At 60.2% G+C, this 26285-nt stretch carries 21 protein-coding genes; 18 read left to right on the forward strand and 3 right to left on the reverse strand.

The genetic code is table 11. From position 1 onward, the window contains the following. Positions 1-2: 2 nt before the first annotated feature. Complete coding sequence (locus ASILVAE211_RS17440; protein ID WP_227322631.1) at positions 3-1388, reverse strand: C69 family dipeptidase; 1386 nt, start codon at positions 1386-1388, stop codon at positions 3-5. A 42-nt stretch (positions 1389-1430) separates the two neighbouring features. On the opposite strand from ASILVAE211_RS17440, the gene ASILVAE211_RS17445 reads away from it, so the two are divergent. Next, entirely contained in the window at positions 1431-2126 is a 696-nt protein-coding gene (locus ASILVAE211_RS17445; RefSeq protein ID WP_227322632.1) for an amidase, read from the forward strand. A 66-nt stretch (positions 2127-2192) separates the two neighbouring features. Here ASILVAE211_RS17445 and ASILVAE211_RS17450 read toward each other — a convergent pair whose 3' ends face one another. Both ASILVAE211_RS17450 and ASILVAE211_RS17455 read right to left on the reverse strand, forming a co-directional pair. Next, a complete protein-coding gene (locus tag ASILVAE211_RS17450; RefSeq protein ID WP_227322633.1) occupies positions 2193-3245 on the reverse strand; it encodes a hypothetical protein in 1053 nt (350 codons plus the stop codon). A gap of 175 nt (positions 3246-3420) precedes the next feature. Next, positions 3421-3897, reverse strand: coding sequence for an Hcp family type VI secretion system effector (locus ASILVAE211_RS17455; protein WP_227322634.1), 477 nt, complete (start codon positions 3895-3897; stop codon positions 3421-3423). Positions 3898-4297: 400 nt separating this feature from the next. Between ASILVAE211_RS17455 and tssA the strand changes: the two genes are divergently transcribed. The 17 genes from tssA to ASILVAE211_RS17540 all read left to right on the forward strand — a co-directional run bounded on the left by tssA (position 4298) and on the right by ASILVAE211_RS17540 (position 26271). Beyond that, on the forward strand, positions 4298-5434 hold the full coding sequence (tssA, locus tag ASILVAE211_RS17460) for a type VI secretion system protein TssA (RefSeq protein WP_227322635.1): 1137 nt from the start codon (positions 4298-4300) through the stop codon (positions 5432-5434). A gap of 275 nt (positions 5435-5709) precedes the next feature. After that, positions 5710-6216: a type VI secretion system contractile sheath small subunit gene (gene tssB / locus ASILVAE211_RS17465; protein ID WP_227322636.1), complete on the forward strand. Its 507-nt coding sequence runs from the start codon at positions 5710-5712 to the stop codon at positions 6214-6216. A gap of 3 nt (positions 6217-6219) precedes the next feature. Then, positions 6220-7707 (forward strand): type VI secretion system contractile sheath large subunit, encoded by a 1488-nt coding sequence (gene tssC / locus ASILVAE211_RS17470; RefSeq protein ID WP_227322637.1) that lies wholly within the window; start codon positions 6220-6222, stop codon positions 7705-7707. Positions 7708-7903: 196 nt separating this feature from the next. Then, on the forward strand, positions 7904-9265 hold the full coding sequence (gene tssC / locus ASILVAE211_RS17475) for a type VI secretion system contractile sheath large subunit (RefSeq protein ID WP_227322638.1): 1362 nt from the start codon (positions 7904-7906) through the stop codon (positions 9263-9265). An 8-nt stretch (positions 9266-9273) separates the two neighbouring features. After that, entirely contained in the window at positions 9274-10125 is an 852-nt protein-coding gene (locus tag ASILVAE211_RS17480; protein ID WP_227322639.1) for a type VI secretion system accessory protein TagJ, read from the forward strand. 10 nt (positions 10126-10135) lie between these two features. After that, positions 10136-10633 carry a type VI secretion system baseplate subunit TssE gene (tssE, locus tag ASILVAE211_RS17485; protein WP_227322640.1) on the forward strand — a complete coding sequence of 166 codons (498 nt, stop codon included), beginning with the start codon at positions 10136-10138 and terminating at the stop codon, positions 10631-10633. A gap of 2 nt (positions 10634-10635) precedes the next feature. Beyond that, the gene (tssF, locus tag ASILVAE211_RS17490) at positions 10636-12471 is read left to right on the forward strand and encodes a type VI secretion system baseplate subunit TssF (RefSeq protein WP_227322641.1); all 1836 of its coding nucleotides are present in this window, start codon (positions 10636-10638) and stop codon (positions 12469-12471) included. Continuing rightward, the gene (gene tssG, locus ASILVAE211_RS17495) at positions 12468-13619 is read left to right on the forward strand and encodes a type VI secretion system baseplate subunit TssG (protein ID WP_227322642.1); all 1152 of its coding nucleotides are present in this window, start codon (positions 12468-12470) and stop codon (positions 13617-13619) included. The genes tssF and tssG overlap by 4 nt, the downstream gene beginning before the upstream one ends. 1 nt (position 13620) lies before the next feature. Continuing rightward, a complete protein-coding gene (locus ASILVAE211_RS17500; protein WP_227322643.1) occupies positions 13621-14721 on the forward strand; it encodes a serine/threonine-protein kinase in 1101 nt (366 codons plus the stop codon). 2 nt (positions 14722-14723) lie between these two features. Beyond that, positions 14724-16682, forward strand: coding sequence for a type VI secretion system Vgr family protein (locus ASILVAE211_RS17505; RefSeq protein WP_227322644.1), 1959 nt, complete (start codon positions 14724-14726; stop codon positions 16680-16682). Between the two features lie 86 nt (positions 16683-16768). Next, positions 16769-17326 carry a DUF6931 family protein gene (locus ASILVAE211_RS26490; protein WP_406566078.1) on the forward strand — a complete coding sequence of 186 codons (558 nt, stop codon included), beginning with the start codon at positions 16769-16771 and terminating at the stop codon, positions 17324-17326. Then, complete coding sequence (gene tagH / locus ASILVAE211_RS17515) at positions 17327-18673, forward strand: type VI secretion system-associated FHA domain protein TagH (RefSeq protein ID WP_227322646.1); 1347 nt, start codon at positions 17327-17329, stop codon at positions 18671-18673. Positions 18674-18706: 33 nt separating this feature from the next. Beyond that, complete coding sequence (gene tssK / locus ASILVAE211_RS17520) at positions 18707-20035, forward strand: type VI secretion system baseplate subunit TssK (RefSeq protein ID WP_227322647.1); 1329 nt, start codon at positions 18707-18709, stop codon at positions 20033-20035. Positions 20036-20043: 8 nt separating this feature from the next. Further along, the gene (gene tssL / locus ASILVAE211_RS17525) at positions 20044-21423 is read left to right on the forward strand and encodes a type VI secretion system protein TssL, long form (protein ID WP_227322648.1); all 1380 of its coding nucleotides are present in this window, start codon (positions 20044-20046) and stop codon (positions 21421-21423) included. Next, positions 21420-24977, forward strand: a complete 3558-nt coding sequence (gene tssM, locus ASILVAE211_RS17530; protein ID WP_227322649.1) for a type VI secretion system membrane subunit TssM — start codon at positions 21420-21422, stop codon at positions 24975-24977. The genes tssL and tssM overlap by 4 nt, the downstream gene beginning before the upstream one ends. Further along, positions 24977-25558 carry a type VI secretion system-associated protein TagF gene (gene tagF, locus ASILVAE211_RS17535; RefSeq protein WP_227322650.1) on the forward strand — a complete coding sequence of 194 codons (582 nt, stop codon included), beginning with the start codon at positions 24977-24979 and terminating at the stop codon, positions 25556-25558. The genes tssM and tagF overlap by 1 nt, the downstream gene beginning before the upstream one ends. Beyond that, positions 25555-26271, forward strand: a complete 717-nt coding sequence (locus ASILVAE211_RS17540; protein WP_227322651.1) for a PP2C family protein-serine/threonine phosphatase — start codon at positions 25555-25557, stop codon at positions 26269-26271. The genes tagF and ASILVAE211_RS17540 overlap by 4 nt, the downstream gene beginning before the upstream one ends. Positions 26272-26285 lie beyond the last annotated feature (14 nt).

Raw genomic sequence — 26285 nt, forward strand, 5'->3', positions numbered from 1 at the left:
TGTCAGGCGGCGCTGACGCAAACCAAAGGCGCGCGATGTCTGGCTGCATTCGGAATCTCGGCATGCAGATCCGCCAGATAAGTCCCCCGCAGGTCCGGCCGCGGGGGTAGCGGACCCGCCGCCAGCGCATCCAGCGCCGTTCGCAAGGCGCGCCGCGCCGCATCCTGGCGGGCAGCGAATTGCGCCGTCAAAGCCTGGCGCTCGGCGCTTGTCGTGCCGGCCGGCAAAGCCGAGACGGCGGCCAGCGCCTCCCTCTCCAACCGGCCATAGACGCTGCGCACCATGCCTGAATAAGCCGCATAATCACGCTCAACCGCCCGCTGCAACTTTTCCTGGTCCCACCAGGCATCGGCCAAACCCAATGCAGGCTGCTCGAAAGCAGCCGGGGCGCCGTCATCGAACCAGACGGGGACAAAAGCCGAAAGGCAAGGCGACGCGAGCGATGCCCAGTAGACCAGCGGCCGATCTTCCCCCAGGCGCGGCAATTCGGTCACAAGGCTTGCCGCTGTTTCGAACCCGGCCGCATCTTTGGCGTGCATGCACAGGGTACTGTCGCCATCCTCGCCCGGGCGCCAATCGCTATCATCATCGCCTGCCCCGTGGGTGCGCAGCAGATTGAAGACCTCCTGAATTTCGATCCCACCTCGCTTGGCCAACTGCCCCAGACCTGCCTGCGACATAGCGAAGCGCGCTTGGCAGGCCTGGATCTTCGGCAGACCAAGATCGGCATAGGCAGTCGCAAAATTGAAGGCCTGGCCGGATGCGGGATCGTACCAGCCTTCAGCCGTTGCACTATTGATCGCGTGAGCCGAGATGCGGTCGTAATCGTCGGCGATCGAATAGACGTTGGAGATGGAGGCCCAACTGCGAATACGCTTCTCCGCCCAATGCTTGCCTGCCGTCTGTAGCACCCAGCCACCCGTGCCATCGGCCAGGATGAAGCTGTTGTGATAGAGCATGGTGCGGCTGGCCGAAGCATTGCCCGACTGTCCGTAAGTCTCCAGAAGATCAGTCAACACGGCGATTGCCTCATCGGCGTCGGCCGCGCGCTCCAGCGTCAGGCGCAGCAGATCCATGCCGAGCAGCCCCGGCGCGTCGCTCGCCGGCAGGCGCGACCACACGGCTTCATTGCCGATCGTCAGGCCCTTCTCGTTCATGCCGTGTTCAAAACCCCACATCCACCACGGGCGCGATCCCAAAACGGCATAGGTATGAGCTGCCTGCGGGATGGCGATGTAGGTGCATTCGACCATGCTGCCCGGCGCGTGGTCGGCTGCGGCCTGCTGCGTCAGATACTGCGCCTCATTGGGCTCGCGGTCCGAATTCTTGCCAAAGATCACCCTGCCGGAGGCGGTGACGTCGCCGAGCGCAATCATCGTATCGCACATAATGAATCTCCGTCCGTGTTTTACTGTGTATTGCTCATCGAGATGACACGGTCCAGCACTCTACGCCGCCCGCTGCAGGGCATGACGATCGGCCTGATTGACGATTACAGCGAAGCCGGGCTTATGCCTGATGTCGCGACCGCCTTCAGTGACTGTATCGCGGTCCTCGAGTCCTGCGGTGCCATTATCCGCCGCATATCCCTGCACGGGCTTGATGTCGCGGTCGATGCACAGGTCATCGTAGATGCGGCCGAGCCAAGCGCCGTGCATGATGCCTGGCTGCATGCGCGTGGACCGTCCTACGGACCGGACGTGCGGGCGCAGCTTCAAGCGGGCCTTGGCTTCACGGCGGTTGAATACCTGCATGCTCAGCGCTTCCGCACCTATCTACGGGAGCAGGTAGACCGCCATTTCCAGGATATTGACCTCATCCTGACGCCAACCCTGCCCTTCACCGCGCCTTTGATCGGTCAGCACAGCATCATGATCGGCGATGAGGAGGAAAGCACCCTTACCGGCAATATGCGCTTCACCTGCCTGCCCAGCCTGACGGCGCTGCCCGCCATCAGCTTCCCGATCGGTCTCGACCGCTCCAACCTTCCCATAGGCGCGCAGTTGATGGCCCCGGCAGGAGAGGAAATGCGGCTGATGCGCGCGGTGCACCAGTTCGAGCAAGTGACCGCCTTTCATGCACAGCGACCATCTTTATCCCAAGCCGTCCCTTCTATGACCTGCTGACGGACGAAAGTTCCCTGGCTGAGCGGACAGCCGCCAGCACCGCAAAAGATGGTCTCAGGAGTTGTATTAAATGAGCATCAGCTTTTCGCCGAGCGCCATCCAGCCTGCCGGCTCCTTAATGAGTGCCGCAATGTCGTAGGCACCCAGTATGCGGGTCGCACCGCGCTTAGTAAAAATCTCAGCCATCACCTGGGTGGCTGCTCCGCGGTGGAGGTTAATCCGTGCCGCATCCAAGGTGACAGCCGGCGGCAGCGTCGGGACAACCCCTTTAAACGGCCGGCTGAAATTGGGTACGGTCTGTCCGGAATTCGTCTTGAAAGCGACCGGCGTGCGGTACGGATTTTTCTGCAGTGCCCTTTGCTCTTCATAAGCAAGCCGGTGAAGGGCGGCGGCGGCGGCATAGCACCCGCCTGCCATATTGATCTTCATGCCGGCTTTAATGAGAGCCGCGGCTATGCTGGTCGGCATCGAAGCAATTGGGATGATGGATCCCATCATCTGCGCGCCCCGCGTCGCGGCTTTAATGCCTTTCGCAAGCTGGACCATCTTGATCCAGTCGCAAACTTCCCGCGTTGTATCTTGTTGGGCTGCGATATAACCCAGTTTCGCCATATGGACCGTGGTCAAGGCCGTCGCCTGGCCATGCAGTAAAGCGCCTGGAATATTCGTATGAACCATCATCGGCACAAGGCTCAACAGGCTGCCGCCGATCTGAAAAGCACTGCTGCCCATCTTCTTCCACCGTCGTGTCGTCAGATAGCGCTGCGTCACTTCGCCAGGAATGCCTGCCTCATCATCTCCAAAAAGCGGATTTCGCTTCATCGATGACGCCGTTTTTGCAGAAGCCTCTGCGCCCTTGCTGTAGTCCACCGCGCCTTGAAGGCCGTAGGAGATAATCTTCAGGCCGCCTTTGATCTCTTCGTTGAGGATTGAGAAGAGTATCGATGCCGTCTGCATCGTAAGATCATAGCTATCGACCTTCTCCTGCCCCGCCGCCTTCAAAGCGGTTTTTTGATCCGCCTTCGAAGGAATGAAGGACGCATGGTTATTGCCATAGGTCGGCACGACATTCATCTGAGGCAGTTTCGGCAAAGGGAGATTAGGCGGTCGCAATGCCATGGAATATGCATCCTCGCACTGACAAGGGCCGCGCCTCAATTGAGGGGCAGCCGGCTCGATTCGTCGTTTTGAGCTGAGTCCAGCTTTAACAAAAGCGGCGACCTGCAAAAGCTGCGGACAGGCACCGAGCGGGTGCCTAAGCGCCCGCTCACTTATCCGACAATCGCCAGGATAACTAGGAAGTCTGGGCAGTCGACAGATCGTAGATCACATGATCCGGGCTGCCTTGCGTACCGTCGGCCGACATCTGGTTCGTTGTAAATTGAACCTTCGTGAAATTAAGCGCCATGGTCTCACCCGGGCGATCTCCACGCGACTGATGACCGTAATGGCTGATAATGGTGTTCGTCAGGATGATCGTGAGATATATCTCCTGCGTCTCTTTGTAAGTACGCGTGAAGTCGATCTGAACTGTCGCACCATGGCCAGATAGCGCCTGCGTCATTAACTTTCCGGTTGCAATATCATTGTCCTTGTTGACGGTCACTTCATCTACCTGAGGCGCCGTCGACTCGCGCTCGGCCGATGACCCGACATCGCTCGAAATGCCGCGCCCGACGGCCCACTGAAACCCGGTCAGTTCGATCCAGTTCGTATGGCCAGATTCCGTAACGTCGCCGTCACAGCCCGGGAATTGCATATAGATCGCCATGTTAGCTCCTGTTTTAGAATACGTTCTTTTTCGCGCGTTGAAGTGTCTTAATAATCGTTTCGTGTTGGAGATTTGTCCATTGTAGTGCAGACACAACACATGGAGACCAAATTAGAAATTCGCGTCCTGTTCACGAGTGCGTTATTCGCAATATCCGAGATCACAGACATCAGAGAGCATTCTCCGGTTTTGCCATCGACTCAGCCCATCGCAATTGCGCTGCTATGTCCATCTTACTCATTCGTATCAGTGTATTCTCATGAGAATAGACATATCAAATTCTGCTATAGATAATCTGGCGCACGCCTTGCGCTTTCTCCCTAACGCTTCACGCTTTCGCCGTCCTAGTTACATTTGAATGTCACGGGGCGCATTTTCCCTTGGAAAGAGGATTGGTCCGTTGGAACCGAACGCCCACAATCTGGCTCATTCCGTGGCGTTAGCGCTGCTAGTGCCCTTCGACTCCGACGCACCGGCGGGTGTTGATCCGCGCGGGGACACATCACCGTTATCGCGTTATTTTCGTCTACGAGACGCCCGCGCAGATGCTCGAGCCGGGGAACGCGGTTTCGAGCAGGACGGCAGAGGCGTGCAGACAGATGGTCATTGGCAGAGGGTCGAGGAAAACGCGCGTGCTATCCTGATCGATGTTGGCAAAGACCTTGAAGTCGCAGCCTGGCTTACTGAGGCTCTTGTACGCCGCCAATCCCTCCCGGGGCTTGCCGCAGGCGCCACGCTGATGACCGGCCTGGTCAGAGACTTCTGGTCGGGGGGGCTTTTCCCATCCAAGGATGAGGATGGTGAAGATCCGCGCGGGATTCCGCTTGCCGGGCTAAACGGGGTCAGCGGCGATGGAACATTACTGCAATCTCTGCGCATGACCGTGCTCTTCTATCGTGCCGACCAGACCGCCGTCACCTTGTGGCAGTATGAGCAAGCGGAAGATGTCGAAGGTCTGGGCGATGCCGCGCGCAAAAAGCGCCGCCTTGCTGCTGGAATCCCTTCTCTGACCGCACTCGACAGCGACGCAAGATCGCTAGGACAGTCCCATCTCCAGGCTACGCGAGACGACGCCGTGGCAGCCTTGATCGCGTGGGACTCTCTCGGAAAAGAAATGGATGCGGTTCTGGGTGTTGATGCGCCGCCAACCAGCCGAATAGCCGGCATTCTGCAGAAAATCATCCGTGTCGCCGACAAGCTGGCACCACGGCAGCTGGGCACAGTCGACCCTAGCACTGCCCCGGCGGAAGATGCCATGCTGATGGATATCACCGACCCGAATGATCTGGAAAAACAGACAATTATTGCTGATAACACAACGACTCTCGTAACGAGAGATGACATGTTGCGCAATCTTCTCACAGTTGCTGAGTATTTTCGTACACATGAGCCGCATTCTCCTCTGTCCTACGCCCTGGAAGAGGCCGTCCGACGCGGACGAATGTCATTTTTTGAACTTTTGCAAGAGGTTGTTCCTGATCTTGGAACGAGATCCGTTATTCTGTCGCAATTGGGCATTCGTCCACCCGAGGCTTAACAGCGCACACGTTCAGTAACATTTCCGCTGTCATTAAAGCGCCGCACGACGGCCAATTCCGTCGCCGCATGCCCCGTCGTTCCTCTCATCCTGCCATTCTCGTCTGCCGATCGCAGGATAGACCGGGGTTTTACGCTGGCTTGAAAATGTCCTGACATCAAACTGTCGTATTCACTTCGGTTGAAACAGCGATAGCGTCCGGGATAGAGGTCACTTGATTAATCATAGAACACACTAACTTCGGTGAAGATCTCACGTCTTCCAAAGGAACCAAGATGAGCGCCAGCATCCACGATAAGCTCAGTCGCGTACGTCGCCCTCGTGTCCACATCACATACGAGGTCGAAACCGAGGGTGCGCAAGTCGTGCGCGAGCTTCCGTTCGTGGTCGGTGTCCTTGGCGACTTTTCGGGTGATCCGGTGCAGCCGCTGCGCCCGCTGGCTGAACGAAAATTCATTCAGATTGACCGAGACAATTTCGACGAAGTGATGGGCCGCCTGACACCCGGGCTCAATCTTGTCGTTCCAAACAAGCTGGTGGATGACGGCACCGAGATTGCCATTACCCTGCGCTTCAACGGGATCGAGGATTTCGAGCCTGGTCGGGTGCTGGAACAGATTCCTGCTCTCAAAACCCTTCTCGAAACGCGCAATAAACTGCGTGACCTCATGAGCAAGGCGGATCGGTCTGAGGAGCTGGAATTGCTGCTTGAGACCATCCTCAAGGACAGCGGCAATATGGACCACATGTCCAATCAGCTGGTCAGCAAAGGCGAGAGCTAATCCATGTCACAATCCCAGAACGCCCTCGACACGCCGGCCGATAGCAGCCAGCAGCCGGACTTGCTGCAACAGGTTGTCGCAGCAACCCGCCAGACCGAACCAGACCGCGCGCAGGATCTGGTGCGTGCTCTTGTCGAGCAGGCCCAGGCCGGCACCGTCACTTTCGACCGAAATCTCAATCGCACGCTCGAACGTGCCATTGCCAAGATCGACCAGAAGCTATCTGAGCAGCTCAACGAAATCATTCATGATCCTCGCTTCCTGAAGCTCGAGGGCAGTTGGCGCGGTCTGCACTATCTTGTGCAGAATAGTGAAACCGGCACGATGTTGAAAATTCGCGTGCTCAACGCTTCCAAGCGCGAACTCAATCGTGATTTGACGCGAGTCGTCGAATTTGACCAAAGCCTGCTCTTCCGGAAGATCTACGAAAGCGAGTTCGGAACACCTGGCGGCGAACCCTATGGCGCTTTGATCGGCGACTATGAATGGGGCAATCACCCCGATGAAATCGAGACGCTTCGCCTGATCTCCAATGTCAGCGCAGCGGCCTTCGCACCCTTCATTTCGGCGGCCGGCGCCAGCATGTTCGGCTTTGACCGGTGGTCCGATCTCAGCAAGCCGCGCGATCTGGCAAAGATTTTTGACACGGTCGAATACCAAAAATGGCGCGGCTTTCGTGACAGTGAAGACAGCCGCTTCGTATCGCTGGTGATGCCGCGCGTCGTGGCACGCCTGCCCTATGGCGCAAGGACAAAGCCGATCGATGAATTTGACTATGAGGAAGCGCCGCTCGACGCCGGCGACATCCCTATTGCGATGAACCATGACAACTACTGCTGGATGAACGCAGCCTATGTCATGGGCACTAAACTGACAGATGCCTTTGCACGCCATGGATTTTGCACGGCCATTCGCGGGGCGGAAGGCGGCGGCAAAGTCGACAACCTGCCGACCCATATTTTTCAGTCAGACGATGGCGATATGGATGCCAAATGCCCGACCGAAATCGGCATCACGGACCGGCGCGAATATGAGCTGTCGAATCTCGGATTTCTTCCCCTTTGCCACTATAAGAACCACGATTATGCCGTCTTCTTCGGCGCGCAGACCGCGCAGAAACCGAAGGAATATGATCGGCCGGATGCGACTGCGAATGCCCGAATCTCGACCCGCCTCCCCTATATCATGGCGACCAGCCGTTTCGCGCATTATCTGAAAGTCATGGCGCGCGACAAGATCGGCTCCTTCATGGAAGCCGAGGATTGCGAAATCTGGCTGAATCGCTGGATCAAGAATTACGTCAATACCAATGATCATGCCGGACCCGAGAGCAAGGCCAAATTCCCGCTCCGCGAGGCTCGCGTCGAAGTTCGCGAAATTCCAGGCCGCCCGGGTGCCTATCGTGCGATTTCCTATATGCGGCCCTGGCTGCAGATGGAGGAATTGACCACAAGCCTTCGCATGGTCGCGCGCATTCCGGAAAAGGCCTGATCCATAATCAATGTCTGGGTCAGCACCACGCAATGACGCTCCGCTTCGTGATCTTGTTCTGAGTGGACAGTTTTTGACGAAAGATGCTGGTTGCGTTGCCACGCTACTGGCATCCTTTCTCTGCGGCGGGCTACCCGGACTGGCGGAATGGTTTGGCTCCGGGCATTGGAATGAAAACGCAAAGGATGTCGACTTGATGTCCTGTCAGATCGATCATGATATCCTGGCGATCGACCAGATGATCTCGGCGCAGCTTGATGCCGTTCTTCACAATGCCCGCCTGATGCGTTTTGAAGGGTCCTGGCGCGGGTTGGATTGGCTTGTCAGTGGCATAGAAGCCCAGTCTCGTATTCGCGTCCGTGTTTTAAGCACGACCTGGCCTGAACTATGCAACGATCTCGACCGCGCCCCCGAATTTGATCAGAGTATTCTATTCCGGCGCATTTATGAGGATGAGTTCGGCCGCCCAGGTGGTGAGCCTTTCGGCCTTTTGGTGATCGATCACGAAATGGCTCACAAGCGGACAAAGCCGACACCGGCAACCCGCGGGCCGACGGATGATGTGGCGGCCCTCGCCTCTCTCGCGGCGCTGGCAGCCGCCGCCTTTGCTCCTGTCGTGGTTGGCGGATCGCCCAATCTTCTGGACGTCGACCGGTTTGAAGATCTGGCTCTATCTCTTGATCCTTCAGCACCACTGCGTGACAGCGATCACGCGCGATGGCGCGCCTTGGCCGCTGTCACCGATCTTCGTTTCCTGTGCATCACCGTGCCACGCGTGCTGGCCCGGCCGGTTTGGACCCCCGACCCGGCCCGGGACGGCTGGTCCTATGCTGAATATGCGCCCCGTTCACAGGATCGCGTCTGGTCCGTCAGCGGCTATGCTTTCGCATCCACCGTCATCCGTGCGCAGTCGCAATTCGGCTGGCCAGCCGATATTCGGGGCGTGGACGCGGATCGTCTCGGTGGCGGTCTTGTGCCAGATCTCGTCCGTGAAGCCTATACCACCGATCGCAACGGGCAATGGTCTCGGCCGTCCCTCGATCTGGTTTTGACGGAACAGCAGGATCGCCTCCTCGTGGATGCCGGGATCATCCCGATCAATCATCTGCCGCATGGTGGTGAAGCGATGTTCTCCGCAGTACGCAGCATGCATGTTCCGGTGATGGCTGAGCCAAATGCCCGCAATGGCGCCGCTATGGCTGCCAACGCACATCTATCCGCGCAGATCAATTCGATGCTTTGTGTCTCCCGCTTCGCCCATTATCTGAAAGTGATGGGGCGAGAAATGGTCGGCTCGTTTTTGACGGCCGAGGAGATTGAGCGGCGTCTACAAAAATGGCTTTCACATTATACAAATGGGAATAGTCGCGGGGACGCGGAAAGTCGCGCGCGCCACCCGCTCGTGTCGAGCAAAATTCGCGTTCTGGCAGACCCGGCCAAGCCCGGTAGCTTCGGCTGCGTCATGCATTTGCAGCCGCATTATCAACTCGATGACATTGATACCACCTTTCAGCTTGCGACAGAATTCGTCGTGCATGGCACGAGCATCGCAAACTGATGTCGCCAATGAATGAGGTCAAAGTGACGGGTCATACGATCACCGCCGAAGGAAATCAGGATCACCCGGTGTCACCGATCGTATCGCTGTTCCGTGCCGGCCACCTCCAGGCGGCCATAGATGCGGCGTCTGCCGCCACGCATGAAGCACCCGCCGACACCGGTAGACAACTGTTGCTGGCAGAGCTTCTGCTCTTCGCGCAGGCATTCGAGCAGGCAGACGCCACTCTGGCGGCGATGGAATCGCTCGACATATCTTTAGCGCCAGGCATCGCGCCATTTCGGCAATTGCTTCGGGCGGAGACATCGCGCCAGCAGACTTGGCGGGAAGCACGGCTTCCGGAATTTCTTGGGGATCCAACCGCCTCTCTGCACCTGTCATTCAAGGCGCTTGTCACATCACTCTCGGACGATACGCTTGCAGCAGCGGGTATCGCGCGAGAGGCAGAGGCGGCCAGGCCGGCGGTTCCGGGTCGCCATGGCGATATCCCATTCGCCGATATCCGTGACACCGACGATATTTGCGCAGGATTTCTGGAAGTGCTGACCGTGACTGGCCGATATTTCTGGTTACCCTTCGAGCGAATCGAAGAAGCCGTCTTTTACAAAGCGGAACGCCTGAGGGATCTTTTCTGGCAAAGGTGTAGCATATCCATCGCCAATGGCCCGGAAGGGGATGTCTATGTTCCGGCACTCTATATGCCGCCGGCGGCAGACCAACATAGTGACGGGCTGTTGTCGGCAGGCCGGAAGACGGACTGGGTTGGGCACGATTTGGTGCGGGGACAAGGGCAACGCGTTCTGCTGATCGGCGACGAAGGCGTTGCGCTTCAAGACCTCGGCACATTGATCTTCGCGTGAGGACGCAAGCTTGAGGCGCCTCGACATTGCGGGGAAGCGGACTGCGTCGCAAATCGCTCGAGCCTCGGTGCTGGACCGGCTGCTGGGTGACGATGACCTTGACCCGGATGCCGACGGACTGGACCGCCTGCGGGATGCCGTTCGCCGCGATCTGGAGGCGCTTCTCAACGCCCATCGCCCTTGGCGCAAAGCGCCGGCGCATCTTCACCAGTTGCGCTTGTCTGGCTTCGCCTATGGACTGCCGGACTTCACGTCGGGTGCGCTCAATCAACCGGAACCTCGTGAATTGCTGCGGCAGGATGTTGAGACCACGATCCGGCGCATGGAGCCGCGCTTGACACAGGTCATCGTTCATCTTGCGGATGAGCCGGACAGGCTGCGGTCTTTCCTGCGCCTGCGTATCGAGGCCTTGCTGCGGGTGGAACCCATCGTGGCACGCATTGCATTCGATACGGTCATCGACGTTACGACAGCCGACATGGCCCTGCAGCTGCGGAACGGCGTCTGACGATGAGCGACGCTCTCCTTCCCTATTATGACCGGGAACTCGCGGCACTGCGTGAACTCGCAACCGAATTCGGTGAGGCCAATCCAAAGGCAGCCGGGAAGCTGCGCATCGGCCAGGACTCGGTTGACGACCCCCATGTCGCCCGCATGCTGGAAGGAGTTGCCTTTCTGGCAGGGCGCGTGCACCGCCGTCTGGATGACGAATTTCCTGAACTGACGGATGCGCTTCTCGGCATTCTATATCCGCATTACCTGGCGCCCGTGCCTTCGGCCATGATCGCCTGTCTTACGTGCCAGCCTGATTTGCGCGTGCCTGTCACGGTGCCACGCGGCACAGCCATCGAAACCGATCCGATCGAAGGCGAAGCCTGTCGTTTCACAACAACGGCCGATGTAGTGCTTTGGCCGATCAAGGTCGGTGGCGCAAGGCTCACCGGCCTGCCCCTGGCGGCTCCGGTCAATGCGCAGGCGCGCGGCGCCCGTTCAACATTGCGCTTTACCCTGACAACGCTTCAGCCCGAAACAACTTTCGCCGACCTCGAAGTGGACAGCTTAAGGCTCTATCTGCGCGGCCCGATTGAGCAAAGCCTGCAGCTCTACGAGTTGATATGCGGCCATGCCCTTGGCGTCGCCCTGGCCGTTGGGCCCAATGATGACAGCCCCACCCTGCTGCCGCCATCTGCCATCCAGCCTGCTGGCCTCGCTGATGACAGCGCGCTTTATCCGTGGTCGCCGCAATCCTTCTCGGGCTTCCGGCTTCTCACCGAATATTTCGCTTTGCCTGAGAAGTTCCTGTTCATCGATCTGGTCGGTCTCGATGCCCGCACCATGGTGCATGCACACAGCCAGATGGATGTCTTCGTCTACCTTGACTGCGCAGCGCCTGAGCTGGAACGCGCCTTGCGAACCGACGCGCTGGCTCTCGGCTGCGTGCCGCTCGTTAATCTCTTCGCGCGACGCTGCGAGCCGCTGGCCCTGACGCATGAGCGGGTTGAATATGCTGTCACGGCCGATTACCGCCGCGCACGGAGCCTGGAGATCTGGAGCATCGATCGCGTTCGCGAACTGCGCGGCGACGGATCATCGCGGCCCTGGCGTCCTTTCTATCGCCATGCCCCACACGACCATGGCAGCGAGAATGAGGAGGCATCGGTCGCAGGAGCCTATAATGTCGTGCGTCGTGACGCGTCCGCGGCGATCGGCGGGACAGATGTCTTTCTCGCGCCTATGGATCCCGCCCTTTCTGTCGATCGGCCCGCAGACACAATGCTGTCGATCGAGGCCACTTGCAGCAATCGCAATCTGCCGGCACGCCTCCCTTTCGGCAGTGGCCAACCAAACCTCCATCTGGCGGAGGGGCTCAGCTCCGTGGCTGGCCTTGCCTGCCTGACGGCACCGACCGCGTCACTGCGCCGGCCGCTTGGCGACGGCCGCGCCTGGGGTTTGATTTCCCATCTCTCGCTCAGTCACCTGTCCGTCGTGGGTGGAGCAGACGCGGCTCAAACCTTGCGCGCGTTGCTGGGCCTCTATGATCCCCATGATACAGCCGAGACGCGCGCGGCCATCAATGGACTTGTTGCGGTCAATGCGCAAAGTGCCACCGCCCGGATTCCGGGTGCGCGGCCGGGGGCCTTTTGCCGCGGGCTTGATGTGGAGCTTGTTTTCGATGCCAAGATTTGGCAGTCGTCTGGCCTCTACCTTCTGACGAGCGTTCTGGAGCGGTTTCTGGCGCTGCATGCCACTGTCAATTCCTTTGTCAGAACGACCGTCGTTTTGCAGGGCCGCCCGGGGACCGTGGCGCGCTTCCCGCCCCGCGCCGGCGCACGCGTGTTGTTATGACAGCCGTGCTGGCACTGTCCCTGCCCGATCAGCCTGCCGCCGTAGAGTCAGTGCAGGATCTGACGCTGACGCAAAGCGATGCGCCATCCGAAAGACGCGCCTTATATGCTCTGCCGCATAGACCGAGCCTGCTGACCCGCCTTCTCCGCGACCCTCAGCATTTTTCCTTCGATGCTGCCATTTTCCTTCTCATGCAGGCAACGGGTGAATCCGACCCGGGACGCGCCGTGCGCTTTCGCGCGCCGGTCGGGCTTGCCTTCCCGGCATCCGAGATTTTGGCCGTCCAGCTGCGGCAAGGTCAATTTGAAGCGACCGTGTCACCTATCGGCCTGACAGGGCCGTCAGGCGTGTTGCCTGGTCCCTATTCGGATATGGTCATCGCGGAACAACGAAAGCGATCCGCTGCCTTGGCAGCCTTTTTTGATCTCCTTGCGCAGCGTCCTGTCGGGCTTTTTGCACAAGCTGGCATTAAATATCGCCCCCATCGCGTGTCCGCTGTCGCTGCCTTTAACAAGACACCCGAAAAGCGCGATCCCGTTCGCACAGTGCTGATGGCACTCTGCGGCTACGCCGCACCAGAGCTGCTGCCGCGCCTGGGTTTTGACCCGGCGACGCTTGCCTATTTCGCCGGGCATTTCGCGACACATCCGCGCTCCGCTGAACGGCTGAAGGTCATTCTGACCGATTGGTTGAGCCAGCCCGTGGAGATCGAGCAATTCGCGGGCATTTGGCTGCCGATGCGGAAGGAGGAAGGCTCCGCCCTGCCGGTGGCTTTGCCGAATGGCGAGGCACCTGCCAGCTTTAATCAGCTCGGCGTCGACGCGGCGGCGGGTGCGCGCGTCTGGGATGTGCAGTCTCGCATCGTCATACATATCGGCCCGCTATCCTTGGCAGGGTTTCAGGCTTTGCTCCCGGGCCGTCAACTACTGACCCGTCTCGTCGCGCTCGTGCGAGCCTTCCTCGGCTTTGAAACGACTTTCGCCATCAATCCGATTTTGTCACGTTCGGCGGTGCCGCCCCTGGAATTGCGTGGCGCGCCGGCCGTTCGGCTAGGCTGGGACAGCTGGCTGCCCTGTCATGGGCCGCGTGCGGCAGATGCAAGTGATGCCGTGTTTGAGGCAGATTTCCTCGAGCAGCAGGCTCATTGACATGAACGCCCGCCCGCCAGATGCCATCGGTCGCTTCGAGATACTGTCGCTGCTGGGCCGTGGCGCCATGGGCGTGGTGTACAAGGCGCGGGATCCGCATATCGGTCGGGTCATCGCCATCAAGGTCATTCGCGACGATCTTTTCGCCGGACCGGAGCGCGATCAATATCTGGCCCGCTTCAACGACGAGGCAAAATTTGCAGCACTCTGCCGGCACGACAATATCGCCGGCGTTCATGAATTCGGATTTGATCACGACGCGCCCTATCTCGTTCTGGAATATGTCGACGGTGTTCCCCTAAGCCGGGCAGCGCCTAAAGGTTATTCTGTCGCGCCGCAGACAGCGGCCAGGATTGCCTTTCAAATTCTGGAAGCGCTTGCAGTGGTGCATAGCCAGGGCATCACGCATTGCGATATCAAGCCAGATAATATTCTGTTGACGCGCGAAGGGCAGCTGAAGATCACCGATTTCGGCGTCTCGCGCTGGGACGATACCAGGCTTCCCAGCGCCCCACTCATGATCGGGACGCCAAGCTATATGTCACCCGAACAATGCCTGGGTCATTCCATTGACTCGCGGAGCGACTTTTTTTCGCTTGGTGCCGTCCTGTATGAACTTCTGACCGGCGAGCGGCCATTCCAGGGCCTTGCCTATACCGACACGATCTTCAAGCTTATCAACCAACCGCATCATGCACTGAGTACGCTACGCCCTGATCTGCCGGCCGAGATCTGCGCAATCGTCGACACGGCATTGGCAAAGAAGCCGGAAAGCCGTTTCCAGGATACCGCTCAATTCATCCAAGCTCTGCAATCGGCTGCTTATCAAGGCGATATAGCCTCGGCTTTCGATCTCAGTGAATTCGCACCATTCGAGGAATGTTTTAGCATTCCTCTTGGACAAGACGATACTCAGGACGTTGAGCCCATTGTCTCGAAACGCCTCGCCGCGTCCGTGCCACAAAAGCGACGCCGCTACCTGACCGGTGCCAATGGTCTTTTGGCTGCAATCATCGCCCCTGTGTCACGCTGGCTAGGCTTGACGCCTGGCACTGTCCTGGCTCCGCCACGCTTCTATCGACTGCAACGGAAAGAGGATTGATCATGTCCGGCGGACAGCTTCAACCCCTTCTGATGCTGACATCGCCACTCGGCGACGATACCTTGCCGATCCAGCAGAGCACGCTGCATGGTGTCGCGCTCCATGCTCAGGAAGATATTAGCCGTCCCTTCGAACTGACACTGACCGTCGTGTCAACCGAGCGCGCCATCAGCCCCAGCGAACTGGTCTATCAATCCGTCGGCCTGACCATTCGGAAAACCCCTCATTCTGACCGCTACTTCAATGGCATCGTGCAAAGCATGAGCGCGGTCGGTCTGGCATTACGGTCGCGATGGATGTATCGGCTGGATATTCGTCCGCGCCTCTGGTTTCTGAGTCAAACCGAGGACTGCCGCATTTTTCAGAACAAGACGGTTGAGGAAATACTGCAGACCATATTTAGTGAGCATAACGTCAGCCCAGTGGAATTTCGTATTTACGGCTCAAAACCAGTCCGTGAATATACGACGCAATACAACGAAACCGATCTTGACTTCGCAGAGCGACTGATGCGCGAAAGCGGCTGGTTCTACACCTTCGAACATACCAAGTCGACGCACACGCTGGTCATTACGGACCGCAACCAGTCTTTCAAAACAGTGTCCAATCCTCCGCATTGGGTGATCCACGCGGGCAATAATGTCGATGTTTTTGACGAATGGCACGAGAGCCAGGCAACGGCCTATGGCGAGGTGTTGCTTCAGGACTATGACCCAACCCGCCCTTCTGCACCCGTCTACGGGCAGCAGACGGCCACATCCGCCACCGCAGGCTCATCGACGCGCAAGGTCTTCAATTGGCCAGCCCTCACGCTCGACAATCAGACAGCGGCGGACCGCGCACGCTTCGGCATCGAATCATCGGAGGCCACGTCGTCGCTTCGCCGTGGCCATGGTTTCGATCAGGAATTTTGCCCAGGCTTTCGCTTCACATTGGCCAAAGACCCTTTCACGGAAGCCGAAGGCGTCGACTATGCTATCCGGTCCGTGACGCATGACGCGGTCGATGAGACATGGATTGGCGGCGGCCAAAAGCCGCATTACGAGAATAGTTTTACGGCCTTCCTGCAAAGCACATCCTGGCGCGAGCCTGCACGCAATACGCGTCCGGTTATGGCCGGTATCTTCTCAGCAATCGTGCTCGGCAACGACGGCGAAGAGATTCATGCCGACGCGCTTGGCCGCATCAAGGTTCGCCTGTTGTTCGATCGGCGCAAGGACACGGTGGCCAGCATGGCAACCTGGGTGCGGGTCATGCAGCCCTGGTCCGGCAACACCTGGGGATGGCAGCACCTGCCCCGCGTCGGCGGAGAAGTCGCAGTGTCATTCATGGACGGCGACCCTGACAAGCCGGTCGTCGTCGGCTCCTTCTATAATCAGAACATGCGGCCTGTCTTCGCCATTCCAGAGGAGCAGACGAAGCAAGGCTTTCGCAGCCGCTCCACATTGAACGGCACAACGCAGGATTTCTCGGAACTGTCTTTCGACGACCGCAAAGGCGAGGAACTGTTTTATCTGCATGCGCAAAAGCAGATGACGACCGAAGTCGAGCAGGATCAAAGCCTGACAGTCGGGCGGGATCGCACGGTTGTTGTGGAACAGGATGAAACCGTCACGGTCACACGCAATCACAGCCTGACCAGCAAGACTGGCGAAGTCACGATAGAGGCGGCAGTCGCCCTGACGCTTAAGGTTGGTGAGAACGTTATCAGCATGACCCCTGCGGGCATCAAGATCAATGGCATCGCGATCGGTGTCGTCGCCGACGCCGCGCTATCCATGACCTCTCCGATGATCAGCCTACAGTCGGAGGGGATCGTCTCCACCACGGCGGCGGGTATGATCCTGATGGATGCGCCGGATATTTTCTCAACTGTCACGGTCATCCCCAATCCCGAGGAAGTGGCCATCGAGAGCGCCGAGATTGATGCGACGGTCACAGCGGCTACGGAGGCGACATAATGCCCGCCCTAGCCACTACCCCAACTACTTTTTCTGCGGCGCATGCCGGCAGCGCAGATGCTCCCTTGCCGACCAAGTTTCGGCCCATGTCTTTTGCGTGGATAAAATCGAATCTGGGCATTGCCGAAACATCGCCGTTATTGGACGGCCATCCGTCCTCGCTTCTGCTTATCGACAGGCTTGAACAGGCGGATCTCCTCGACGCCGCCATATGCATCGCCGCGCACGCCTTGCCCGCGCGAGAGGCCGTCTGGTGGGCTTGCCGATGCGCGGCCCATACAGCGCCTATGCCGCATCGGCCATTGGCCGATATTGCAGCCAGTAAGGCGGCGGAGGCCTGGGTAAGGCGGCCGGACAATAGCTCTCGTCGGCGTGCCTATGCCGCTGCGCGGCAGGCGCAGTTTCAATCTGCTGAAGCGCTGGCGGCACTCGCCGTTTTCTGGGCCGCTGCTGAGCAAAGATTGTCCATACAGCCAGATAAGGCTTTGGCACGGCTGGCCCAAAATGTTGAGCAGGCTGTGCGTCTCGCCAGTTACCGGGGTTCTCCAGATCGACGAATAGCGCGACAGCGGCACTTCCTCGCCAGCGCGCGCGATATCGCGGCTGGTGGCGCCGGGCATCTGCCTGCGGCTGGTGAGACTTAGATGATGCTGACACTGACAATTCTGCGCTGCCCAGACGGTGTGCCACCGGAAGCGCGCCATATTGCCAATGGCGCGTTTTCCATCGGGCGAGACGTGCGCAATGACTGGGTTCTTCCCGACCCCGATCGCTTCCTGTCCAAACGGCATTGCGTCATCAGTCTTGGCGCCCACAATTGGCAGATCGTCGATACCAGCACCAATGGCTGCTACCTCAATCATGAGATCGAGCCCATTCGCGGCAAGCCTCGTGGCCTGCGTGACGGTGATAGGATCCTGCTGGGTTCCTATGAGATTGAGGTGTCACTCCAGAATGCTGAGATTGCCTTCGCGCCAGTCATGCTGCCGCAAAGCCGGCCGGCAGACGCTGTGGCTTTTGCCGATGAGCGGCTTCCCGGAGATCCCTTTGCCCCGCTACTACCCGATCCCCTCAACCTGACGGTTGGCGCCTCACCAAGCCTGGCCGAGCACTATGATCCCCTGGCCGCGCGAGAGTCGGAATTCGGGTCTGATCCGGTGATGCAGGATTCCGGCTTTCTGGATGTTGCCTATCGCGCGCCAGCCAGCACCGCCGACCTGCTGCCAGGTGATTGGGATGAGGATAATGGGCTGGCGGACATCCCGCCGCCTGTGCAAGCAGACATCCCGAAGCAGAGTGACACAGCGGATCACACGGAACAGCAGGAGACCCTGCCAGCCGTGCCGGAGGCGAACGCCGACGCCGATGTCGCGATGGCCGCCTTCCTGCGCGGCGCGGGCATTACCTTGCCGCCCGGCACCAGCCTCACCAATGGTGCAATCGACACGTTGCAGGAACTCGGTGCCGCCTTTCGTGCCCTGGTCCACGGCTTGAGGCGGATCATGATTGCGCGTGCCTCAATCAAAGGTGAGTTTCGCATCGAGCAGACCATGATACGTGCGAGCGGCAACAACCCACTGAAATTTTCGGCCGACGACGAAGATGCCTTGGCCGCTCTGCTCAATATCGGCCGCCGCAGTGACCTGACACCCGAGGCCGCTGTCGCCGATGCGCTGCTCGACACGCGTCTGCACGAAGTTGCGATGATGACCGCCATGCGCGACGCGGTCAGGGATCTTTTGGCCCAATATGATCCGCAGCGGCTGATGGAGGCCAGCGGCGGCAGGCGGCCCGGCGCCATAGCGGCTCTGCGCAAAGCCCGCGCCTGGGCAAGGTTTGAGACTCATCACCAGGATATACTGGTCGCACTGACCGATGATTTCGACAGCATCTTCGGCAAGGCCTTCGCGCGGTCGTATGAGCGGTCGATGGCGGAAGCCCAGGCCAGCCAGGACGGCGAAGGTCGCGAGAAGGCATCGCGACTTGGTTGATTTTAGCCCGCAGCGCTACCCCGGAGACATGCCGTGACCTGGACCAATCGTGTCGCCTGGCAGGAGGGCATGTTCCTCAGAGCCCAGCATTTTCAGCAGCAGGATCGATGGGTGGAAACGCAGCTGCGCGCCAGCATCACATGCCTGCGTGCCCATCCTTGGGGTGTAAGCTCACTCGCGATTGCGCGTGATCTGCTCAACGCAGGGCGTTTTGCAATCGAATCCGCCGTGGGATTGTTCGAAGACGGCACACTCTTCGCTGTTCCTGGCGACACCGACCTTCCGCCACCGCTCGATGTTCCGGAAACAGCGCGCAACATATTACTCTATCTCGCCTTGCCGATCGCCCAGGCGGGGGTCCAGGAAGTGGCGACGATGGCGCGCGATGAGGGACGCTACCGCGCCCGGACATTTGAGGCCTATGACACGCAGTCCGGATCACCACAGCCCGCAGAATTGCAAGTCGGACGCTTGCATCTTCGCTATATGCTTGAGACTGACGATCGCGAGGGCTATCTCTGCCTGCCACTGGCGCGCATCGTGGAAGTGATGCCCGACCGTCGCGTCGTGCTAGACCCGCGCTGGATAGCACCGGCTTTGGTCTGCTCCGCCGTATCGCCGCTTTCCGCGCTTTGCGTCGAACTTGCGGGCATGCTGAACCAGCGCGGCGAAGCCGTCGCAGCCCGCCTGACGGCTCCCGGCCATAAGGGCAGTGCGGAAATCGCAGATTTTCTTCTGCTGCAGGCCGTCAATGGCTGGCAGGTCGTCATGGCGCATTACGCTGATGCCGGCAACCTTCATCCCGAAGATCTCTACCGCACGTTGCTACAGATGGCGGGTGAGCTTGCGACCTTCACAGATCCCAAGCGCCGGCCTGGCAGTTACGCAGCCTATCGTCACGAAGACCTGCAACGCTCCTTCACGCCTGTTGTTTCGGATATACGCCGTTCGCTCTCGGCAGTCCTTGAACAGACCGCCGTCATGATTCCTTTGCAGGAGCGCCGCCATGGCGTGCGCGTTGGCGCCATCACAGATCGCACCTTGCTGACATCGGCGAATTTCGTACTCGCGGTGCAGGCCGAAATGCCGACCGAATCCCTGCGCCGGCTATTCCCGGCAACAGCCAAGATCGGCGCGGTCGAGCATATCCGCGAACTCGTCAATGTCGCGCTGCCCGGCATCGCGCTACGCGCCTTGCCGGTCGCGCCACGGCAAATGCCTTTTTATGCAGGCGCATCCTATTTTGAACTCGACCGCAATTCGCCCCACTGGCAGCAGATGCAGGCTTCCGGCGGTTTCGCGGTCCACGTCTCGGGTGACTATCCCGGTCTCATGATCGAACTTTGGGCAATACGGAGCTGACCTCGGCCATGACCGACAATCCATTTGCCGAGGCCGATGACAATGAGAGCACAATCATCCGCCCCATCCCGGGCGGAAGATTTGCACAGCCGCAGCCCCTGGTTGATCTGCTGCCAGCCGCCGAGGTGCAGCGCCTGTCTCCGGCAGCCGAGACGCCGACGCTAGAATCCGGAATGCGCTTTGCAGATCTGCCGCCGAGCGTGGGCTCTCCTGTTATTTCGGCCGCCTCCGGTTGCCTCAGTCTGCTCGGACGGCTGCGCAATGCGTTTTCCGTCCCGGATCCGCGCCTGTTGCGCGAGCACGCCGTTCAGGAACTGCGGCGCTTCGAGCAGGCGCTTCGCCGTCAGAACCTGCCGATGGAGCAACTTCGACCGGCACATTATGCACTGTGTGCGAGCCTCGACGATGTTGTTCAGGCAACACCATGGGGAAGCCGTGGGGCCTGGGCCGACGCATCGCTCGTCTCGACCTTTCATCACGAAGTCCGTTCGGGCGAGCGGTTTTTCGATCTGCTGGCGCAGCTGCGGCAAAACCCCGGCCAATTCCTTCATGTGCTGGAATTGATGTATCTCTGCATGTCGCTCGGCATGAAGGGGCGCTATCGCCTCTCACCGCGCGGCCCGGCTGAGCTTGATCGCGTACGCGAGGAAACCTATGTCCTTATCAAGCGCAACCACGCACCGACCGAGCCCGCCCTCTCGCCCCATTGGCAAGGTATCGCGGCCCCTTACCAACGCCGGCGATTTGTACTGCCGCTTTGGGTCGGCGGGATCATTGGCCTGGGGTTGATCGGTCTCGTCTATGCCTGGGCGGTTTTCGGCCTTTCCGGCCAGTCAGACCGTCTGTTCGCGGCCGGCCTTACCCTGCCGCCTGGCCATATGCCGGAGATCAAACGCGCATTGCCGCCGGCGCCGGTCCCCACCGTGCCGCCACCGCCGACAAGTGCCATCAGCCTGTTGCGCGGCTTCCTGGCCCCGGAAGTCAAACAAGGGCTTGTCAGCGTCGTCGGCACCGATGCAGTACCTGTCGTGCGCATCAACAATCGCGGCATGTTCGCCTCGGGCAGCGCGACCGTCGAGCCGCAATTCCAGGCTTTGCTCCAGCGCATCGGCGCGGCCCTTGCCTCGCGGCCTGGCCCCGTGCAGGTGCTGGGCTATACGGATAATCAGCCGATCCACACCATTCAGTTCCCCTCGAATTTCCAGCTCTCTTCCGCCAGAGCGGAAGCTGCCGCCAGCCTGATCGGTGCCGCAGCCGGACCTCAAAGCCCGATCTCGGCCGAGGGACGGGCGGATGCGGATCCCATCGCCTCCAATGCCACGCCGGATGGCCGCGCAAACAACCGCCGCATCGAGGTCGTGATGCATCCGCCGGGAGCCAAACCATGAGCAATCTTGACGGGCTTCTGGCAATGCTGGTTGGACGCTGGACAACAAGCTTCGCTGGACTTGCGATTGCGAGCGCTCTCGTCTGGTATCTGGGCCCGCTGATGCCGGCCTTGCGTGATCCTCTGGCGCGCGCTGGATTGATCGCGGTTTTCGTCCTCGTATGGGCCGCCGTGAATGGCGTATTGACCTGGCGTCGCCGACAGCGAGACCGCGCTTTGGCCGCCGGAATTCTGGAGGCCGCGCCCGAAGGGCCGCCGGCCGACGGCCGGCATGGCGCGCACCGCGCTGAGATCACCGAAGAGACGGCAAAGCTGAAGGAGCGCCTGCGGCAATCCCTCGCACTCCTTCGCAAAGCCAAAGGCCGCCGGGGCTATCTTTATGAGCAGCCCTGGTTCTTGATGATCGGCCCGCCGGGCGCCGGCAAAACCACGGCCCTGACGCAATGCGGTCTTCAGTTCCCGCTTGCCCAGCCCGATGGCACCGGCGGCATGGCTCCTGGCTCCATCGCCGGCGTTGGCGGCACGCGGCTCTGTGACTGGTGGTTTGCCGACGAGGCGGTGCTGATCGATACCGCCGGCCGCTACACCACGCAGGATTCCGATCGCTCGGTTGATCGTGCGGGCTGGCTGGCTTTCCTGGATCTGCTGCGCCGCACCCGCCCGCGCCAGCCGCTGAACGGCATTCTGGTGGTCATCTCGCTGGCTGATGTGGGCACAATCCCTGCAGCCGAGCGTATGAGCCATGCCCTCGCAATTCGTACTCGCATCAAGGAAGTCTCAGACCGTCTGAAGACCAGGCTGCCGGTCTATGCCGTCTTCAGCAAGGCGGATCGCATCGCCGGCTTCACCGAATTCTTCGACGATCTCGACCAGCAGGCGCGCCAGCAGGTCTGGGGAATGACCTTTCCATTGGCGCAAGGTGTAGAAGCCTTCAAATCGGAATTCGATCTTTTGATCGACCGGTTGAACTCCCGTCTGTTCGAGCGGCTACAGGCTGAGCGCAGCCCAGATCGGCGTGTGGCAATCGCAAGCTTTCCGCTCCAGATTGCGAGCCTTGAAGCGCCCCTCTCGGAGTTTTTGCAGGCAGCCTTCGGCGACACACGGCTGGACCCGGCGCCGCTCTTGCGGGGCGTCTATCTGACATCTGGCACCCAGGAAGGCACGCCGATCGACCGGCTGACGGGCATGCTGGCCCGCACTTTCGAAGTGGACCAGAAGCGCGCGCCTGATCTGCGCCCGGTGGTCGGCCGCGCCTATTTCATCGGCCGCACTCTGCGCGAGGTTATTCTGGGCGAGGCTTTGCTTGTCTCTTTCGATCCGGCGGCGGCCCGGCGCCGGCGCGTGCGGCGTCTGGCCGGCTTTTCGGCCGTCGGTATCGCCACGCTTGCCGTCTGCCTGCTCCTGTGGCGGAACGAAAGCGCCAATAGCGCAGCGATTGCGCGCAACCAATTGGCACTTGATACCTATCGTCAGACCCTGGCGAGTGTGCCGCTCGATCCGGTCAATGACGATAACCTGCCGCTTATCCTGCCGGTTCTTGAGGCCGCGGCCGCGCTGCCACAGCCAGCCGACGCGAAAACTTCCGGCATTGGCGGTTTTCTTGGCCTCGGCCAGGGTAGCAAGGTGACGGAGGCCGGCCGCCTCGCTTATCAGCATGCCCTGCAACAGGTTCTGTTGCCGCGATTGATCTGGCGCCTGGAAAGCCAGATGCGCAGCCACCTGGACCAGCCGGTGTTTCTGTACGAAGCCACCCGCGTCTATCTCATGCTTGGCAATGATGGCCCGCTGGACACCAACCTCGTAGCGGATTGGATGCAGCTTGACTGGTCCATGCGCTACCCTGGCCCTGCCATGCAGCCGGTGCGGGATGCGTTGTCGCGGCACCTGACCGCCCTGCTTGCCTCGCCCCTGCCCAATGTTCCGCTCGACGGCGGCTTGGTCCGCATGGCACGCAGCGCCTTCAGCCGCATGACGCCGGCCGAGCGCGCTTACAGCCGGATCCGCCCCACCTCGTCGCCGGCCGATGTGATCGCCTGGAGTCCGGCCACAGCGCTTGGCAGTACGGACGCGGAAAGCCTGTTTGTGCGCACATCCGGCCGGCCGTTGACAGACAGCATTCCCGGCTTCTTCACGGCGCGCGGCTTCCGGGAAGTGCTGCTTCCCGCGCTTGCCCCAACGGCCAAGCAGATTTCCGACGAAAGCTGGGTTTTGGGGCCGCAAACCGATGCAACGGCCTCACCCACCGACGCACAGAACGTGCAAGCCATCGAAAGGCAGGTCATCGCGCTCTACGCCAAGGATTACGAGCAGCGTTGGGACGTCCTGCTGAATGACATCGGCCTGGCACCGTTCCGCGACCATATGGATACGGTTCAAAAGCTCTATGTCATGGCCTCGCCGCAATCGCCGATGCGCGATCTGCTCGTCTCGATAACGCAGCAATTGCAGCCCGCCCACGCGGCCGCTCAGGCGGCCGCACAAGGCAATGGTGCGAAAACAGCCAAAAGCGACCCGCAAACCAGCCAATTGAGCGGCATATTCACGCCCGCCGCCGCCGCAACCCCCACCGTTTTGCCGGGTCAGGAGATTGACGACTATTATAGGCCGCTGGTGGATTTCACGGGGCCGACAGGCCAGGCCGCACCGATTGCCGGCATCTTCCATCTGCTCAACCAATTGCAGAGCGAATTGGCGCAACTGCCCAATGCCTCCAGCCCATCGGGGGTCTTGCAGAACAGCCAGGATCCCGCGCAGCTTCTGCTGGCGGAGGCCGACCGCCAGCCGCAGCCAGTGGCCCATTGGCTGCATCAGATTTCTGACTTCGGGGCAAGCACGCTGGCTGGCGACGCGCATCAGGCGGTAGCCACCGCCTTCGTCAGCATGGATGGCCCGTCGAAGCTTTGCCATGCTGTGGTTGACGGACATTATCCGTTCAACCCGAGGGCGCATTCCGAAACGCCGATTTCCAGCTTTACCAAGCTTTTCGCGCCAGGCGGCGTTCTCGATTCCTATTTCAAGACGCAGTTGGCGCCTTATGTGAATACCTCCGGCAGCACATGGCATGTTCAAGGCGTCGGCGGTGTCGCGGCCCCGGTGACAGATGCGCAGATCGTCCCATTCCAGCAGGCGGCTGTCATCCGCAACCTCTATTTCCCGAGCGGCGCCCCCATACCGTCCATGCATTTCACCATAAGGCCTGTTTCGATCGACCCTCAGTCGAAGAAGGTTGTTCTGGCATTGGGCCAGTCCAACATCGCTTGGCAAGCGAGCAGCGTGCAGGATGCCAGCATCACCTGGCCGCAGGATGACCTGGAAAATGACAGCCTTACCTTCACGCCGCCTTTGCCGACGCAGCCTTTGACTGTGCAAGGACCATGGGCGATTTTTCGCCTGTTCAGTGCAGCCCGGCTGGAACGCGGCAATGGACCGACCCATTATTTCGCGACCTTCCATTTCGGCGACAGGCAGGCCAATTTCGCAATCGAGACGGATAGCGCCATCACCCCACTCTATTGGCATGTGCTGCAAAGCTTCCAATGCCCTGTGGTGCAGTGATGGAGCGCATCGCGCCCCTTGCCGCTGCCGGCGCGGTCTTTCCCGGCTTTTTTGGAAAACTGCCGTCTCGGGGAGATTTCATAACGCGCGGTCTTTCGCCCGTGACCGTCACCGCGCTCGATAGCTGGGTCAGCCGCTCACTGGTAGCCGGCCGCACGGAATTGGCCGAGGCGTGGAGCATCACCTGGCCAGCCGCGCCGGTCTGGCATTTCAATCTTCCAGCCAAACAATGTGGTCCTCTGGCCCTTCGTGGATTGCTCCTGCCCAGCATGGACAGGATCGGCCGACATTTCGCCTTGATCGCAGCGGCTGAGATTCCCGCTGTCTGGAACGGCCGCGATGATGGCCTGGCTGAAGGCGCTTTTCATGCGGCCCTGGAATCGGATTGCCGGCGCGCCCTGATGAATGATGCGACACCGGATATGCTTTTCGCCTGGCTGTGCAGACTGCCTGCACCGGAGATCGCAGCGCCAGAGATCGGGCAATGGTGGACAGCGGGCGGTGATCATATCGCCACCACAGCCTTTGAGTGCGAAACGCTGCCTGACACAGCGCAATTCATTCGCATGGTGCGGGATTGAGCGTCGACATCCGTCACTCGGCTGCCACGCATGCCGGCGCAATCCGGCGAGAAAACCAGGACGCGCTGCTCTGCCGCCCGGACATCGGTCTGTTTCTTGTAGCGGACGGCGCAGGCGGGCATAGAGATGGGGCTTTGGCCGCTGCCCGGGTCGTATCGAGCGCCGCCGCACTGGACGCGCGTGCCAGCCCCACAGCAAGACTTTCCGCCTTGCGGCAGAGACTGGGCCAATTGCATGACAGTCTGCTCGACGAAATCGATATCCGGGATGACCGCTCCGGCACGGCGTCGACCGTGGTTGCGCTGCTGCTCGACCGTCATTTCTTCGCCTGCCTGTGGGCCGGCGATTCGCGCATCTATCTGCTGCGAGACGGCGCGCTGATTCGGCTGACGCATGATCATAGCGTGGTGCAGGAGCTGATCGATTCGGGCGCGCTCGATGCCCAGGAAGCGGAACAGCACCGCGAAGCCCATGTCATCACGCGGGCGGTGGGGGCCGGCACGACCCAGCTCATGCTCGACAAACGTGTTGGGCAAGTCATGCCCTATGATCGGTTTCTGCTATGTTCCGATGGCCTGACCAAAAGCTTGGATGAGGCGCTGATCCAGCGCTGCCTTGAACAGGGCGGCAATGCCGCGCGAACGCTGATCGAAGCCGCGTTGCGTCACAAAGCGCGCGACAATATCACCGCCGTTGTCGTGGCAACGGAATAAGGATCGCCACGGTT

The sequence above is a fragment of the Acidisoma silvae genome, from assembly GCF_020618775.1.
In the GTDB taxonomy this organism is placed as follows: domain Bacteria; phylum Pseudomonadota; class Alphaproteobacteria; order Acetobacterales; family Acetobacteraceae; genus Acidisoma; species Acidisoma silvae.